Source organism: Actinomadura sp. 7K507, assembly GCF_004348425.1.
Lineage (GTDB): Bacteria > Actinomycetota > Actinomycetes > Streptosporangiales > Streptosporangiaceae > Spirillospora.
Map to the genome: position 1 here is coordinate 1 of NZ_SMKK01000025.1, position 16673 is coordinate 16673.

A 16673-nucleotide genomic window follows, 5' to 3' on the forward strand; every position below is an offset into this window, starting at 1 on the left:
CCACCCCGGAACGACCCCCACAATCCCAACGGACCCCCGCGATATCGAGTTGGCGACCACCTCGGCCATCGCGTATGCTCTCGGACGTCGCCAAGCGCCGGGCAACCCGGCCAAGACACCCTCCGGAGCCGCTAAGCTCGGAGCAGCAAGGTCCTGTGGAGCAGTTAGGAGTGCTCGCCACCCTGTCAAGGTGGAGGCCGCGGGTTCAAATCCCGTCAGGACCGCCAGGCGCCCAACCACGCGCCCTGGGCAGGTAGCTCAGTCGGTACGAGCGTCCGCCTGAAAAGCGGAAGGTCGGCGGTTCGACCCCGCCCCTGCCCACCTGGTTCTCTGACCAGCGGAAACGTCGATAACGGGTTGATCACCGTCGGTGTACACCGCTTGAACAGAGGAAAACTATCTCCCGATGGGTACCGCCCGTACGCGGCGTCCGAAGGACCTCCGAGCAGGCACCTTCCAGCCCGCAATCAACTCGTTCACCCTCCACCTCAACGCCGAGGGGAAGTCCCCGAAGACCGTCCGCACCTACGCCGAAGCGGCGCAGTGGTTCGCGACCGAGCATCTTCGACGCAAGACCGAGCACTCAGACTGGGAAGACGTCACCGCCGACGACGTCCGCGCCTGGATCGTCTGGCTCCTCAACAACTACTCGGACAGCTACGCCAACAACCAGTACCGAGCCCTGCAGCAGTTCTTCAAGTGGTGGTCCACCGACGAAGAACTGCCCGACCCGATGGGCAAACTCCGCCCGCCTTCGGTCGGCGAGAAGGTAGTCCCCGTCTTCACCGACGAGGAACTCACCAAGCTCCTCAAGCGCTGCGAAGGCAAGAGCTTCACCCAACGCCGCGACTACGCGATCCTCACCCTCTTCAAGGCCACGGGCCTACGCCTCTCGGAACTGGCCGCCATCACCTTCGACCCCGAGGACCCAGACCGCAGCGACATCGACTTGATGCGTCGCGAACTCCTCGTTACCGGGAAGGGCAACAAGCAGCGCATCGTCCGGTTCGGGCATCCGTCGGCTCGCGCCATCGACCGTTACATCCGCGCCCGGAACAAACACACCTACTACTCCAGCCGCCACATGTGGCTGGGCACCAACAACCGCCCGCCCATGACCTCCAACGGCATCTACCAGATGGTCGTCCGCCGTGGTGCCGAGTGCGGCGTAACCGTCCACCCCCACAAGTTCCGTCACCACTTCTCCCACACCTGGCTCGACAAGGGCGGGGCCGAAGGGGACCTGATGGAACTCAACGGCTGGTCCTCACCCCAGATGCTCCGCCGCTACGGCCGCAGCGCCGCCAGCACCCGAGCCCGCCGCACCTACGACCGCATCATGGAGGACTAACCAAATCCCAGCGAGGTCCCGGCGCATCGCGCCGGGACCTCGCCATGTTTCACCCCTTCTTCCTCACCTGCGCCGACCGCTTGGCCAGCCGCAACATGTAGGCCCGTTTGGCCAACTCAGCCCGCTCCCGCCTTTCCTCAGCCGGGAGTACGCCCTCCGGGTCGACCTCGCGCTCGAACCGAGCCAGGAACGCGTCCCTCCCCGGCTTCGTGCGCCGCTTCCGATCCCGAGTCTTGCTCCATGACACAAGCACAGCGATCCGCTTGTCGATCTCCGCCACGGTCCCCCTGCTTAACGTCGGTGATGCCCAGATCGTTGCCCTTCTTGCCGCTACACTCTTTTCATGGCCACGTAATATACTTGCATCGCTTCGGGCTACTCTGACGGAAATGTCGTCACTTTCAAGCCATTCTCTCGACGATGCATTGCACAATAGTGATAGTCAATTGCCTCATCGTCAAGGCGTGTTGCAGTCATCACCGATGGATGCCTATTCGACATGCCCTTTATGTCATCGTCTGCCTGGCCTGCCGGGGCGGCGGCCGAGCCGTCCGCGAGTGGGCCGGGCTCCGTCCGCTCGTCCGCCGCGCGGCGGACGGCCGTCCGCGCGAGCGAATGTAAGTCCGGACGCCGACGGGGCGATGGCGGAGGGCTCGGCCTCCCGTTCGCACTGCGGCGGAGCTTGGTCTGCGAGGTTTCGCAGAGGGACGCCGCCACGTCTCTGTTCCGCATCGGCTGCGATCACGCTTGCTTTGGAAGAACGGAACTTTCAGCGCCCTCTCCTGCCGCCAGTATCGAGGCTGGCTTGCCCACCTGCGGACGCCATCGCGTCCGGGATCGCGCCCGATCCCACGCCTCCCAGCACTGGACCGCGCTCGGTCCATTCACGAAAAGGGAACGATATCCATATCTTGCCCCGCGGAGCCGGCGGCGGGCGGACATCAGTCATCCCCGCAATCGTGCAAGCATCACCGCCGCACCCGGGCGGAGCAAGATATGGAAATCCTAAGGATATGCAACGGAACCGAGCGCGGTTCCGTAGTCGATGCTCTACCGGACACCCAGCGAACTGCACGGTGAGGCCCGCCGGCACACGATGATCATCGTGCGGGCGCGGTGGCGGAGCATCAGCTCCTGCATCACCAGCCCGGCCTCAACCGTCTTGCCGAGACCGACGTCGTCGGCGATCAGCAGGTTGGTGCGCGGCATCGACAGGGCGCGGACCACCGGGTCGAGCTGGTAGTCCTCGATCTGGATGCCGGACCGGAACGGCGCCTGCAGGGCCGTCTTGTCGGCCGACGCGATCGCGCCCCGGCGGACGGCGTCGAGGAACGCGTCGAGCTCGGCCGGGTCGTCGAAGCCGCCGGCGGGATCGGGCAGCAGCGCCTGATCGTGCACGACGGCGCCGTACTCCAGTCCCCGACGACGCGGAGCTCCTCGTCGCGTGCATCGTCCTCGATGCTGATCAGCGTCACCAGGTGCTGGGGTTCACCCGTCAGCTCGTAGGGGTCGCTGCTGGCCACCGTCCCGCGGGCGACGTCGGCCACCACCCACTGGCGGTTGCGGACGGTCACCAGTTGCCCCTGCGCCGGCGCACCGCTCTCCGTCGCCACCATCGTCTCGCTCCCCATGCCCGCAAGTATCGCCGGGCACAGAACCCCCGTCGTCCCTGCAACGTCCTGACGATGACCACAGTGTTAGCACCGGAGGAACGCCCGGGCAGTACGAATCACCGAATTTCACCTCTTTGTATGACTTGCCGCTGCCCCGCCCCCGCCCTCGCGCCACCCTCTTTTGAGGTGACCAGGGGGCGGGCGCGTTTGAGCGGCAATGATCATCGAGCGCCCTCACCGGTGAGGCGGGCCCCGCCTGTTGGACTCAAGTCAACACGCGGTCAAAGTGCGTCGGCATGCAACTCGACTTCTGGCACACTGCAGACCGTTCGACACCCAACAAAGGCTCATGTAGGGGGTTATGGTTGGCCCTTTTCAGATATCGGGCTGACCAGTACCGATCGCCTGGGATGTGCATGCGCAGGCACGGAGGCGTATGACTCGCACAGGCTGACGACGTTCCGCAGGCCGCAGCGACAGCGAGACACGATCGGGCGGGCGGCCCTCTCCAAAGCCCATAACGAGGCGCGGTTCGGTCGCGCTCGTCACGTTCCACGGCGTTCGGGAAGGAATCGATGGCGGAGAAGCAAGCCGGACCTTACCCCATGGCCCATTTGCACCGTGCGGTGCAGTTGGAGATCGCGGCGATCCTGCACGACGACATGACGAATGCCGAAAAGGTGTCGCTGCGTGACGGTCGGCTCATCCAGCAGTCCGGCGCCGAGCGGGAGTACCTGTTCTCCTGCAAAGGGTGGAAGAGCGCCTTCGGCAGCAAGGACCTGCTGATCCGGGCGTCTCGATCCCGCGACCCGTGGGAACGCGCCGAAGCGGCCCGGTCGCCGGATGGGAAGATCCGGGTGACCACCGAGGCCGACCTGGGTACCGCGCCGGCGAACGCGCAACTGGTCGAGGACGACACCGCGGGCCTCGTGGCTCTGACCGAGCGGCTAGAGCAGCCGGGCGCTGGCCCACCGGCGATGAATCTCACCGCCGCGGGGTGGCTGGTCGGTCAGGGCAAACCGAAGATCGGCCGGTGCACCGACACGGAACGGTTCGTCCCGGGGTATCGGGACCGCCAGCTGAACACCCGGCAGCGACGCGCCGTGGAACAGGCGCTCGGCAGCGAGCTGACCTTCGTTTGGGGGCCTCCGGGCACCGGGAAGACCGAAGTGGTCGCGAGCATCGTCGAGGGCTGCTACCGGCAGGACTTGCGCGTGCTCTTTCTGGCGCCGACGCACGTCGCGGTCGACCAAGCGCTGCTGCGGATGTGCGACCTGCTGGCCCGCGAACCCGAGTTCGAGTCGGGGTTGGTGCAGCGCGCCGGGGACATCGCCGTAGCGTCGCTCGCCGACAAATACGGGGAGCAGATCGACCGGAGCCGCATCGCCGACCGGCTGGCCGGCGAGCTGGACGCCGAGATCGCGCGGGTAACGACCGACCTCGCCGCGGTGCGCGACGGCATCGTCCGCCACGAGGAAGCGGCGCGCGCCACCACCGAACGCCATGAACTCGAGCGGCGGCTGGCGGCCGCCGGCCGGTCCATCCTCGATGCCGAGGCGGGGGTGAACGCCGCCGCCGGGCAGATCGCGTGGGTCCAGGAGCAGATGGCCCGCACCGGGATCCCTTCCGGGATGTTCGCCCAACGCAAGCAGGCGAAGCTGGATGCGCTCGACAATGAGCTGTATCAACACCGCTGTGCCTGGGAGGCCTGCTCGCAGCGACTCGGAGTCGCTCGGACGGACCATCGGCGTTGCGAAACCGAACTGACCGCCATCGACTCGGCCATGCCGAGCATCCTGGCCCGCGTACAGGGGCTGGCTCCGGCGGCGCGGCTGCGGGAGGACGCCGGCCTGCTGCAGCAGCGACTCGACGACCTGCAAAAGGAACGCCAGAAGATCGCGGACACGGTGCGGAGCCGCTGCCGGGTGCTGGGCACGACGGTATCCAAGGCGGTTCAGACCCGCCGGCTGCTGGACGAAACCGATGTCGTGGTCATCGACGAGGCGGGGATGGTGAATCTGCCGTCCGCCTGGTACACGGCAAGCCTGGCCCGCAAGCGGCTCGTGCTGGCCGGTGACTTCCGGCAGTTGCCCGCCGTCACACGCGGTTCGAACAACCGCAAGGCACGCGCCCAGGACACCGAGCACTCGCGGCTGTGGATGGACCGGGACGCGTTCCACGCCGCCGGGCTCGTCGATCCGCAGGGCGGCGCCCGCGTCGGCGACTCCAGGATGGTCGCGCTCAACGAGCAGTACCGCATGCGCCGGGCGATCTGCGCGGTGGTGAACGAAGTCGCCTATCCGGACGCGCCGCTGCTGACCGGCCGGGAGGAGGCGACGCGACTGCCGCCCTCACCCCTGATCGACGGCCCGCTGGTGCTCATCGACACCTCCAGCCGGGTCCCGGACCGGGGAAGAAGGAACGCCCACACCACCAACGCCGTTCATGAAGCCGTGATCCACGAGCTGATCCGGGGCCTGCAGCACGACACGGTTCTGCCCGCCCGCAAGCACACCGTGCACGCTGAAGGGGAAGGACCGGCCGACCGGCTCGCCGTCATCTGCCCATATAAGAACCAGAAGAAGGCGCTGAACACGAGCTTGACCCATCGCTTCGGCGAGACCTACGACGGTGTGGTGGACACCGTCCACCGCTTCCAGGGAAGCCAGCGCCCGCTCGTGGTCATCGATACCGTCGCAGGATCCGGGGACCGGCTCGGCTACTTCTACGAGGGTGTCGGGCTGTCCTCGGCCACCTGCCGGTTGCTGAACGTCGCACTCAGCCGCGCACAGGACCATCTCGTCCTGGTCGCCAACACCGAGTTCATGCGCCGCAGGCTCAGCCCCGCGAGCGAGGCAGCCCGGATGCTCGGGCATTTCGAGAAGCACGCCCAGCGGCTCCCGGTCGAGGAACTCGTCCCGGTGCGCAGCGCAGCCGACCTGAGCGGCCTGGCCCCTGAAGAACTGGCGCGGCCCGCGTTCTTCCCCGCCGACGAGGTCTCCCGCGGCGTCGAATGGGACATCGCGCGCGCCCGCCGCAGTATCGACATCTACTGCGCCTTCCTTGCCGCGAACCCGGTGAGGTACTGGCTCCGGCGTCTCGAACCGCGGATCACCGCCGGCGCGCGTGTCACCGTGCACACGCGGCAGCACGAACCCGGCACGAAGGAGGCCGACCTCGTCGCGACGCTGCGGTCGGCCGGCTGCCAGATCGAAGCCCGCGAGCGCATGCACGAGAAGGTCTTGATCGTCGACGACACCGTCCTCTGGCACGGCTCCCTGAACCTGCTGGCCCACGGCGGCTCGACCGATCTGATGATGCGGATCACCGACCCGACGTCCTGTGAACGCGTGCGGCGCATCGTCGACCGCGCCCGCATGGATCGGCCCGCCCGTCCCTGGCCCCAGGCGACCCATCAATCCGCGAAGACGGCACCGGCAGATGGGATCTCCCCCGGCGACGTGGTCGCTGGCCGCCTCTACCTGCGCGTTCCGTACGCGGAGAAAGACGAGGCAAAACGTCTGGTAGAGGCGCGATGGGACCCCCGGCACCAACTCTGGCACGTAGCGGCGAGCGTACCGAGGACCCGCCTGAGCCGCTGGCTTCCCGAAGACACGTGACACGCGCAAGTCGCCCCCGTCTTCATAAGGCTTGCCGATCGGTCACACGGCAGTAGCCGGTGCGTCAGACTGAAGCTGTTCAGCAGGTGCTGCATCCTGCCCGGGGTGGCGTCCCCGGCGTGTTCGGCGATGCTCCAGCAGTTCTTGCGCGGCAGATCGCTCATCAACGCGCGCACGTACTTGCGGGCCTGGGCGCGGGGTTCCCACCTGCCGAAACACCCGGCCATCAAACCCATCAACTCATCGAGATGACCACCGACGGCCCCGGCCTCTACCATGGCGGCAGCAGCCGCCCAAGACTCTTCTTGGGTCACAACTCGAAGATCACCGGGCGGCTGTCCTACGTTACGGGCCAGCCGCTACCGGCTCAGATCACGATCTCGGACTGCCGTACTACTTGCTCTTGTTCTTCTTCTTGCTCTCGCGGCTCGCGGCCGCCGTGCTGGAACCCGCGGGCTTCCCCGCCGGGTACCCGGCACGACGCACCAGGGTCTTGACCAGCTCGCCCAGCGCCTCCTCCTTCGTCGCCGCCTTCGCGAACTTCGACGGGCGGCCCCCCCGTGCGCCCCCGAGGTGCTTGACGAACCGCGACACGCTATCGTGCAACCTCGTGCGCTGGCGTCCCGTCATCTTCTGACCCGGCTTCATGGGCACCTTCAGGCGCTCCCTGTCGAGGTGCTTCAGCGCCTTCGCTCCGCCATTGGTCTTCGCGCCCACGAAATGCGGATCGCCGTTGTTCTTGAAAGCCTCGTGGAACGTGCTCGATCCGTATTTGATATTGTAGAGCTCGGTCATCGCCAGCAGTCCACCGATGCGTGAGCGATCCGTTTCGGAGATCGCCATGATCGGCATCATGGTGTTGTTATACGACGTGGTGCTCGGTGTCTCCTTGACCTTCATCAGGTGGATCATGCGTTTCGCCTCGTCGGCCGGTTTGTTCGTTCCCTCCAGCCGGTCGTAATTGGGCTTGTCGTCCGAGTCGTATTTCTTGTTGCCGACCGTGATCCCGAGGTGGACGCCGACCTCCCGGCCAGCCTTCTTCATCGTACTTTCGAGGTTTCCGAAGTTCAGCCGGAATGGCTTGGCGACCACTCTATTGAGGAAGTCACCGCGCTGCTGGTAGGCCAGGGCGAAAAGCTGGCCGCGCTTGGAGACATCGAAGATCGGCAAGCCCGAGCGGGTGGTCCCTGTCGAAGTGACGGGCTGCTTCACCGCGTTCTCCGCGAGCTGGTCCGCCGCCTTATGGAAAGCTCCGATTATCTCATCCTCGGTGACATTGACCATCGTCCCGTCCGCCAGCTTGATCTTCACCGTGCCGCCGAGGTCGATGGCGCTGGTCGGGTTCCCCGTGACGAACGAGTAGAGGTTCAGGCCGTCGACGGGGCCGGCGGGGTCGGGGCTCGCCCAGCGGCCGCTCCACGGCGCCAGATAGCGGGCGCCGTAGTAGACGAAACCGCTGGATCGGTCGCGTGGCCGAGCGCTGTAACGCTCCACCTTCGCGTCGAGAGCGCCCGCGTCCGGAGCGATTGCGAAAGCCGTCCCGCCATAGGGAATGTATGCCTCGTAATTGAGCAGCGTCCCACCGTCTCCGAGTTGGAGGGCGATCGAGCGCAGCGGGTCGCTCAGGTTGAAGACCAGGTGTCCCGGTCCGCCGCCGGTGCGGTACTCGGCGACGGGAAGCGACTCGCTCACCACGCGCACCCGGCGCCGCTCGACCACGGCGCCGTCCGCCGAGGTCTCGCGTTCCACGCGCACCGGCCCGACCTCGAGCACCTCGCGCCGGACGACGCCGTGCTCGGCGATCGTCCGGACGCGCTTCTCCAGCCCGTCGTAGCCGTAGCGGTCGCGGTCGGTCCCCGCGGTCAGGCGTTCGATCTGGTTCCGGTACGTCCATGCGACCGCCTCAATGCCGAGCAGTCGCGTCTGGTTCCCGTTCGGGTCGAAGAACGCGTCCACCTGACCGGCGGGCGCGATACGTTCGACGAGCGGGTCCGCGGACTCGCCGCCGAAGATCGCGGCCTCGACGGCGCGATTGGACGCGGCGGAGAGCACGAGCTGTTCGAACCACGGGTTCGTCTCCGACTCGTGTACCACCGCGTACAGGTTGCCGCCGGTGTCATAGGCGAACTCGCGGCGGTACCGCGCGAGGTCGGCGGGATCGACGCCGGATTCCGCCCACGGCACGACCAGCCCCGCGTAGCCGCCCTCCCGGTCCGCCTCCGTGCCCCGCCCGGCGTGCTCGACACCACGGCTGCGAACGAGCCGGTAAAGGGCGTCGTAGTCGTCGTCGGAGCCGGCGTCGAAACCGGCCGGCAGCTTGAACAGCGGGCCGAACGCGGCGTCGGTCACGTGGGTCACGTTACCCATCACGTCGCGGTAGACGGTCAGGTCCTGGAGTACCGCCCCGTCGGCGGTGCGCGTGGTGCGAATCGTTGCGAGCGCCGCGGTGAGCGGGTCGTAGCCATAGCCCGTGACGACGCCGTTGCCGTACGCGATCTCCACAGGCTCGCCCTTGGCCGAGTACGCGGCCGACACGACGCACGGCAGCGTCCGGGCATCGGCGGTGACGAGCGTCGTGGCGCCCACCCGGCCGGAGAGCAGGTAGGACGTCTCCAGGCGGTCACCGCCCGGAACCTCCTGCGCGCGCACGCGGCCGAGGGCGTCCAGCCGGCGGTTCAGCGTGTACGCGGTGGTCTCGAGAAGCGGCGAGTCGGGGGTGGAATCGCGGGGCGTCCAATCGGGGGAGGCCGACTCCTTCAGGAATCGGCGGCTCTCCGTCTTCGCCTCGCCCGTGAGCGTGTAGCCGGAGTACTCGACCAACCCGCTTTCGTCGAACGCGCGCCACAGGCGGCCGTTCAGGTTCGCGGAGCTCGACGCCGCGTCGCCTGTCTCGACCGTGTCGCCATACACCCACCGCTCCGCCGTCCACGCGCGCGCGCCGGTGCTGGTCCCTTCGTGCACCACCACCGTGCTCAGGCGGCCGAGGGCGTCGTAGACGCAGCGCGTGGCCGTGCCGGAACCGTTGATCCACAGCACCGGCCGCCCCCGGAAGTCGGGCACGACGTAACGCGTCCCGTCGTCGGCGCCGACCGTGCGCAGGGCGCTCCCGTCCAGCGCGAATGTGCGGCGGAAGTTCGCCGCGGTCTCGGGGCTCAGCGCCGCGAGGCGCGCGTCGACGGCGAAGACCTGGTTGGCTCCGGCGTCGTAGTCGAAGCGGCTGGTCAAAGGCGTTCCGTGCTCGCGCAGGCCCGCAAGGGTGTGCAGGATGCCCGTCTCGTACGGCTTGTACTCGGCGGGGAGGCGCAGGCTGAACCCCGGTCGCCCGGGTTGGAACGCGATGGTGAGCGCTCCGCGGAAATCGAGGAATCCCTCGGCCCGGAGAAGGGGCAACAGCGCGGCGGCCATCTCTTCCGTCATGCCGAGCGCGGCGAACGCCTCCGTGGTGGCGAGCGCGTTGTCCTCGACCGTCTCCGCGATGACGCGGCCACGGCCGTCGAACGCTCGGGTGGTGGGCGTGTTCGCGGCCAGACCGGATTTGAGCAGGGCCTGGCCGGCGAACGTGCCGAGCCCCACGGGACGGCCGTCCACGATGTGCTCGGCCCAGTAGCGGGACGTGCGGACAGTGTCGCAGAAGTCGCTCTCCACCTCGCTCCAGGCCGACCGCGCCAGCGTCGCGTGGACGCCGAGCGGCGCGTCGACGCGCACCAGCCGATCGAGCGCGTCGTGCGTGAGCAGGACCGCGACGTCCGCCGGCGAGGGGTCGGCGTCGTTCCCGCTGAGGTACGTGTCGCTGTAGTACGGCCGGTACTTCTTGTAAGGCGAGCCCTGGGCGTTGAAGCGCGTGCGCCCGGCCGTGATCCACCGCCGCGGACCGTCCGGAGCCGCCGGCTCGACCTCGATCTTCCGTTCGAAGACCCGGCCGAAGCCGTCCCCGTATTCGATCGTCAGCCACGGGGGCGGGACGGCCGTCCCCGGATACTCCTGCGCGACGACGCGGGCGACGGCCGCGGGGCGCAGGTCCGGTCCGTCCCACCGCCCCGGGTCGTGGTAATACAGGCTCTCGGCTCCGCCGAGCAGGCCCGCGGCGTCGCCGACGAGTTCCGCGAGGCTCGCCGGCTCGGGCCACGCCCGCCCCACGAGCGGTTCGAAGCCCACCCGGACGCCGCCCTCCTCGCCGTAACGCGAGGTGCGGACGACGCGTGCCAGCGGGTCCAGCAAGACCTCACTGACATCGTCGTTGATGTCGGTGACCCTTGTCGGCACGAGCTTGGTGTAGTCGAACGAGTCCACCCGCACGCGCTGGTCCCGTAGGCCCGGCCCGCTCTCGGTGGCCTCGGTGATGGCGATGCAATGCGCGTCGTACGCATAGGCGACGGTGGCCCCGAGCGGATCGACGCTCCGCGTGTGCACGTAGAAGTCCTGGAACGCGGCGTACGTCCGCACCGTGCCCGGCCGCCACCAGTACCCGGTGCCCGGCTCCTCGGTGAACCGCCCTTCCCGCGTGAGGATCGTCTCGAGCTGCGCCGCGTCAAGTACGGGGGCGAAGACGGAGCGCAGCCAGGCCCGCCCGGCGAACGCCCGCGGGTCGCGCCGCAGGAGCCGCTGCGGCCCGCTGGATCCGAGGGGGGCCTCGGATCCGTCCGCGGCGTCGTAGTACAGGCGGCGCCAGTCGTACAGGCGGGCCTCGGCGCCGTCCCGGCCGTCCAGCGCGGCCGCGACCGCCTCCGCCAGGCCGGCGAAATCGAAGTAGTCGCTCGGCGCGGGAACTCCGAGCGCCTCGAACGAGCGCTCCTGGTACGGAAGACCCACGAAATGCGGCTCACCGCCCCCTTCGTTGACGAAGTCGTCGAGGTCGACAAGGATGCGCGGGATCCGCTGCTCCGGAAGCGTGCCCGTGCGGCCCGGGCGCCGCGGATAGTGCACGGCCACGCTCCGCGTGGCGTTGTCGAACGCGTCGTACTCCAGGACGGCGCGTTGCGTCATCACCGGATCAGCGGCGTTCCGCTCGTAATCGGTCTCGAACGTCTCGCGCTCGCGGACCGAGTACACGCCATAACGTCGCGCTGCGGGCTGCTGCCGCAGGACGACCTCGTAGTTCTGCTCCGCAACGTCGTACGGCACCGATGCGTCGGCGGTCCCGTCCTTGCCGTACCGCTCGGTGCGCAGCCGCAGGCCCGCCAGCGCCGCCGTCGCCTGACGATGCGCCTCGGGATCGTCCGGCGGGACGCCGTCCCAGACGTGCACGCTGCCCGGCATCCGATACGCCGACGGGTCGCCCGGGAAGAACCCGGCCCGGTAGGCGTCCTCGAGCCGTTCGCCGCCGAGCCAGGCGCCGACGTGGTACCAGGTCTTCACCAGCAGGGGCGGCACGGCGAACGCCGCCGTCTCCGCATCGGCGTCCGCGAGATCGAGGCGCTCGGCGTTGCGGCGTTCTACCAGGCCGAAGCCGCGGAACCGCCGCTCGACGGCGTCGTAGTGGCCGTGCCGGTAGCGGTAGTCGGTGACGAGCCTGGTGCGCGACACTCCGTCGACCTGCTCGATCCGCGCGACCACCTGAACGGGGAACGGCAGGAACGTCAGCCACGGGACGCCCGCCCGCTCGTCCTCCAGCCGGTACGCCGCCGAACTGCGGTAGGTGACCCGTGTCCGGGCCCCGAGGTGGTTGTCGATGCCGTCCAGCAGGGACGGACGGGCATCGCCGGCGAGCGTGCAGCTCCACGTGCGGTCGCCGAGGACGTCGGACACCAGCACGCTCTGCGCCCCGATCCCCGAGACGTCGGCGAAACGCACCTGGCCTCCCGAGATCACCGCGGTCGGCAACGGGATCTCGATCGGTTCGGCGAAGCCGTTGCCGGACTGGTTCATCCAGACGCGCAGGCGGGAGCCGGCCGCGTACACGAGGTCCGAGGCGCCGCTGCCGTCCAGGTCGGCGAGGAACACGCGGGACGGGTCGAAGCCGGCGCCCAGCCGCGGCGCGTCGGCCAGCGTGACCTTCGGGGCGAAGGCGCCGAAGCCCAGGCTCGGCCAGCACTCCACGCTGCCGTCCGCGATCCGCACCACTTGCGTGCCGCCGGCGCCGAGCACATCGCCGAAGGAGACGACCGCGCCGGGGGCGCTCGGCACGAGCGGATCCACCACCGCGTCGTTCTCGACGTCGGCGGGGGCGCCGAACCCGCGGCGGCCCTTGAACGGGTAGACGCGCACGCGGTCCGGCGTGAGCACGACGAGGTCCCTGCGCCCCGTGCCGGACAGGTCCGCGAGAGCCGATCCGGCGGCGGCCAGCTCGGTGGGCACGCCCGGAAGCGGGGTAAACGGCGCCCAGTCCCCGTTCTCGCGCTGCCGGTAGACGCCCGTCCCGCCGTCCGCACCGGTGAGGAGTTCGAGCCGTCCGTCGCCGTCGAGGTCGAGCAGCCGGACCGTGCTCGACTCGACGGCGCGCTCCACGGGGAAGGAGCCGGGCTCCTGCGGCGGGCCGAGCCGCACCGGCCCGCCGCCGGCGGACCGGGGAGCGCGGTACAGGACGCTCTCGCCATCGGCGTACAGGACGCCGGGCAGCCCGTCCGCGAGCATGTCCACCCATACCGACGGTGCCTGGCCGAGCCCGCTCAGCGGCCGGTCCCGCTCGTCGAGCACCGGTGCGAAGTGCTGCTCGGCCGGCCGGAACGGGATGTAGTGGAAGTCCAGCGGCGGGAGCGCGGCCGTGCGGTAGTGCGTCACCGCGCCCTCCGCGCCCTCCGCGCCCTCCGCGCCCTCCGCGCCGTCCGCGCCCTCCGCGCCGTCCGGCGTGTAGCCGATGCTGTCCACGCGGACCAGCGTGGTCATGCCGGGCGTCTCGTCGTAGGTGAGCCGCACGTCGTGCGTCAGAACCGGCTTCGGGCCCAGCTCGGGGAAGTGGTGGAACGTCAGCAGGTTGCGGCACAGCCGATGCGTCCGCACCTCGAACCCTGTCGTGTAGCTGGAGAAGGGATCCTGCCGGGCCGACCAGGTGCGGACGGGCACGCTCGGGTCCGGGTTGGACGGCGCGACGTCGTACTGGCCGTAGTCGAAGACCATGTCGAACAGCCAGTCCGTCTGGGGAAGCGGCCCGACGCCGAAAGGCGGCGCGGCGTACGGCACGGTGTTCCCGTAGCGCAGCCGACTCGGGTACCGGTTGGCCGTTTGCTCGCGTCCCACCTCGTACACGGCGTCGGGCACGCCTTCGGTGTTCTCCGCGACGTACTCGGCGAGGATGGCGTTCCCCTCCGCATCGGACGACACGTCGAGCAGCCATTCGGCCACGCGCCGCGAAGCGTGCGGATCACTGATGCGGCTGAGGGCCGTGCGACCGTACAGGCTTGTGACGTTGTCGCCGTTGACGGTGCGCCAGAATGCGTCACCGGTCTCGTCGGTCCAACGCTCGATCACGTCGAACGTCTCGTTCCGGCGGGGGGCGTAAGCGGCGACGGTGTACGTGTGCGAACCGACGTGCTCGGTTCGCACCTCGCCGTCCAGCGGTACCAGTTCGCCGTGGCCGCTCAGCACGAAGACATCGTCGTCGGCGTAGCGCGGCACCCCGTGGCTCGTGCGGCGCCAGACGCTCGGCAGTGTCAACGAGAACCCGAGCCCGTACGGGCTCGGGCCGTCGAGCGAGCTGTACGTGAGCGCCAGTTCGGGCGCGAATCCGCGCGCCTCGGACGACGCGATGGGCACCGTGAGGCCAGCGATGCCCGTGAACTCGTCGGAGTGGAAGGTCTCGCCGACCCCGGTGGGCGTGCCCGCGCTGGACGCGAAGTCGACGCTCTGGACGCCGAGGCTCTCGGAGCTCATGGTCGTTCCCCGCGCGTTCGGCCCAAGCGGGTCGGCCGGGTCGCGGGTGATGCATCGACCGGGTCGCCACGCGCATTCGCCTCTCAGTCGCGCTGTTCCGGGTGCGGCCACTTGCCGAGCGGGCAGCCCTCGGTGGGGACCGCCGCCTTCTTGGCGGCGACGCACCCGCACGCCGAGCAGACCCGGCTGTCGTCGGCCAGGATGGTGAGCCCGTTATAGACGAGCCGGTCCGGTGCCTCCACGAGCTCCGGGCACGCCAGGCAGGTCCGCCACCGGGCGTCGTACGCCGCCGCGTCGAGCCGCTTGAATCCGGCCGCGCCCCAGCGCGCGAACGCCTTCGCTGCCGTGCCGAGCAGCGACGTCGTGGGCGCCTTCTCCGCGGCCCGTTCGTAAGCGGCGTTCCGCGGGTCTTCCAGCAGCGCCTTCTTCAGCGTCGGGGACTCGCGGGCGAACAGCAGGTAGAACCCGAACGCCCTGTCCTCCAGGGCCCGCCGCGTCACCGCGGCGGGCGCCGGACCGTCCAGCCCGGCCAGCTCGCCGAGACGCGCCCGAACCTCGTCCCAGTCTTCGAGCCACCCGAGCTCCTCGATACCGGACGTCGTCATGGGGTCTCGAACTCCGTCTCGTCGTAGCCGGGCGCCAGCGGCTTGCCCGTGGCGCTGTACACGTCCGACACCGTGAGGGTGTACCTAGTGGACGCCTCCAACCTTTCGGTGGTCAGGTACAGGACCTTCGGGTCGTTCTCGTCGAATCGAACCTGGAGGACGTTCGCGCCCCTGGACAGCTCGTAATTGTCGGGGTTCGACGCCGAGGGCTGGTTGAACGCGGAGACGAACGTCAGCGTCACCTCCGACAGGTCCGAGGCGGTGGCGCCGGCGACGCCGAAGTCGGGTGGCGGCACTGCGCAGCTCGGCAGGTCACCGAAGGCCGCACCGGCCATCATCGACTGCTTGCGGCAGTCCAGGGACGGCTCGCGGCAGACGTTGTCCGGGTCGCCGTGGCCATGGTCGGGAGAGACCATGGTGAAGACTTCTTCGATCTGGGTGAAGCCCTCCCTGAAGGTTTCGAAGAAAAGATCGTCCGGCCACACCTGCCGAAGGTAGAGGCTGATGCCGGTGTAGTCCGCCTCGGCGGTGCAGCCCGCGCCGCCGTTTTGGGCCAGCAGGTGCGCCAGAATGATCGACAGCCCTTCTCGCCGCAGCACGGGCACGCGGACCAGCCCGCCCGTCAGCACGATGAAGCGCTGCTTGTAGTCCATGAAGTACCAGGCGTTCGGGCTCTCGTTCGCCCAGTCGACGATCAGGTAGACGTTCGGTGCGTACGCTCCGTGCGTGGTGAACAGGTAGCGGGTGAGCGCCAGCCGCGCCGAGTTGCCAAGTTCCTGTTCACCGATGTGGTCCTGGATGTCGTCGGCCTGGTCCTGCGTGAAGTACGCCAGCGCCGAGGGCGGCATGTTCATGAGCGTCGGCGTCATGGGCCGCATGCCCGCGGGCCACAGCTCCGGCGACATCACGAACTCGTTGTACTCGCGTGTGTCGTACCTGGCGTGGAACGCGGTGGTGCCGATCGGCGGGCGATCCTCCTCGGTATGGCGGAGCACCGTGTGCTCGGGCAGCCGGCCGCCGTAGTGCTCAAGCTGGACGGACAGGTCGGCGGTGACGAGTCCGTTGGAATTGACGAGATGCCCATCGAGGGGCTGCCCGGGCCTGTAGTCGCCGAGCATGAAGTGCCGGACGCCGCCCGAGAACTGCGTCCACGTGACGAACGACACCCGGGCGGTGCCGCCGTCCGCCTGCCGCACCTCGTCTCCCGGCCGAAGAGACTGGACGGGGATCAGCGTGGGACCGTCCGGGTCCGCGTTCAGGAACAGGTGGTCGGCGGTCGTGATGAGGAACCGCTCCTCGCCGTTCTGGAGCTTGAACTTCGAGGTGAGCATGAAGTCCACCTGAACTTCGGGCGCGATGCCGCCGAGTTCGGTGACCGTTCGCGGCTGCCAGCCGTTCAGGTCGGTTCCGGTCGCCAGCACCGGCTCGCCCACCTGAATGGACTGGACGAGCTTGTAGAGCTGCGGCGCCACCTCGATCGGCGTGCCATAGGCGAAGCACGAGCAGCAGCAGTAGCAGTCATCCCCCGTGCTCGGATTGTACTGGGGGACGGGCACGTCGCCGCCGAGGCCGTTGTGTTTGCAGTACTCGTTGATTTTGCCTTGAACGTGACCGCACCACCCCGGCGAAATTTTGTCGCAGTAGATGGGGGGCTTCATTTTTTCGATGTTATTAAGGC

General features: G+C 68.7%; 7 protein-coding genes, 2 tRNA genes and 1 pseudogene. 4 read left to right on the top strand and 6 right to left on the bottom strand.

Translation table 11 applies throughout. The features are described 5' to 3' along the window. Positions 1-149 precede the first annotated feature (149 nt). The 3 genes from E1285_RS08420 (at position 150) to E1285_RS08430 (ending at position 1351) form a co-directional block, all read left to right on the top strand. Positions 150-227 (top strand) — tRNA-Asp (locus E1285_RS08420). Positions 228-247: 20 nt separating this feature from the next. Beyond that, positions 248-321, top strand: a tRNA-Phe gene (locus E1285_RS08425). An 85-nt stretch (positions 322-406) separates the two neighbouring features. Beyond that, positions 407-1351: a tyrosine-type recombinase/integrase gene (locus tag E1285_RS08430; protein ID WP_132149823.1), complete on the top strand. Its 945-nt coding sequence runs from the start codon at positions 407-409 to the stop codon at positions 1349-1351. 49 nt (positions 1352-1400) lie between these two features. On the opposite strand, the gene E1285_RS08435 is transcribed toward E1285_RS08430, so the two are convergent. Beyond that, on the bottom strand, positions 1401-1631 hold the full coding sequence (locus E1285_RS08435; RefSeq protein WP_132149825.1) for a hypothetical protein: 231 nt from the start codon (positions 1629-1631) through the stop codon (positions 1401-1403). 770 nt (positions 1632-2401) lie between these two features. Continuing rightward, positions 2402-2749 (bottom strand): hypothetical protein, encoded by a 348-nt coding sequence (locus E1285_RS08440; protein WP_207946478.1) that lies wholly within the window; start codon positions 2747-2749, stop codon positions 2402-2404. Positions 2750-3569: 820 nt separating this feature from the next. Between E1285_RS08440 and E1285_RS08445 the strand changes: the two genes are divergently transcribed. Then, positions 3570-6584 (top strand): AAA domain-containing protein, encoded by a 3015-nt coding sequence (locus E1285_RS08445; protein WP_165966515.1) that lies wholly within the window; start codon positions 3570-3572, stop codon positions 6582-6584. 80 nt (positions 6585-6664) lie between these two features. On the opposite strand, the pseudogene E1285_RS47190 reads toward E1285_RS08445, so the two are convergent. The 4 genes and pseudogenes from E1285_RS47190 to E1285_RS08460 form a co-directional block, all read right to left on the bottom strand. Then, a pseudogene (locus E1285_RS47190) lies at positions 6665-6820 on the bottom strand (IS701 family transposase); the annotation flags it as partial. A 157-nt stretch (positions 6821-6977) separates the two neighbouring features. Then, the gene (locus tag E1285_RS08450) at positions 6978-14390 is read right to left on the bottom strand and encodes a SpvB/TcaC N-terminal domain-containing protein (protein WP_132149829.1); all 7413 of its coding nucleotides are present in this window, start codon (positions 14388-14390) and stop codon (positions 6978-6980) included. An 83-nt stretch (positions 14391-14473) separates the two neighbouring features. Continuing rightward, entirely contained in the window at positions 14474-14995 is a 522-nt protein-coding gene (locus E1285_RS08455; RefSeq protein ID WP_132149831.1) for a hypothetical protein, read from the bottom strand. Then, positions 14992-16653 (bottom strand): hypothetical protein, encoded by a 1662-nt coding sequence (locus E1285_RS08460; protein ID WP_132149833.1) that lies wholly within the window; start codon positions 16651-16653, stop codon positions 14992-14994. Before E1285_RS08460 ends, E1285_RS08455 begins: the two co-directional genes overlap by 4 nt. Positions 16654-16673 lie beyond the last annotated feature (20 nt).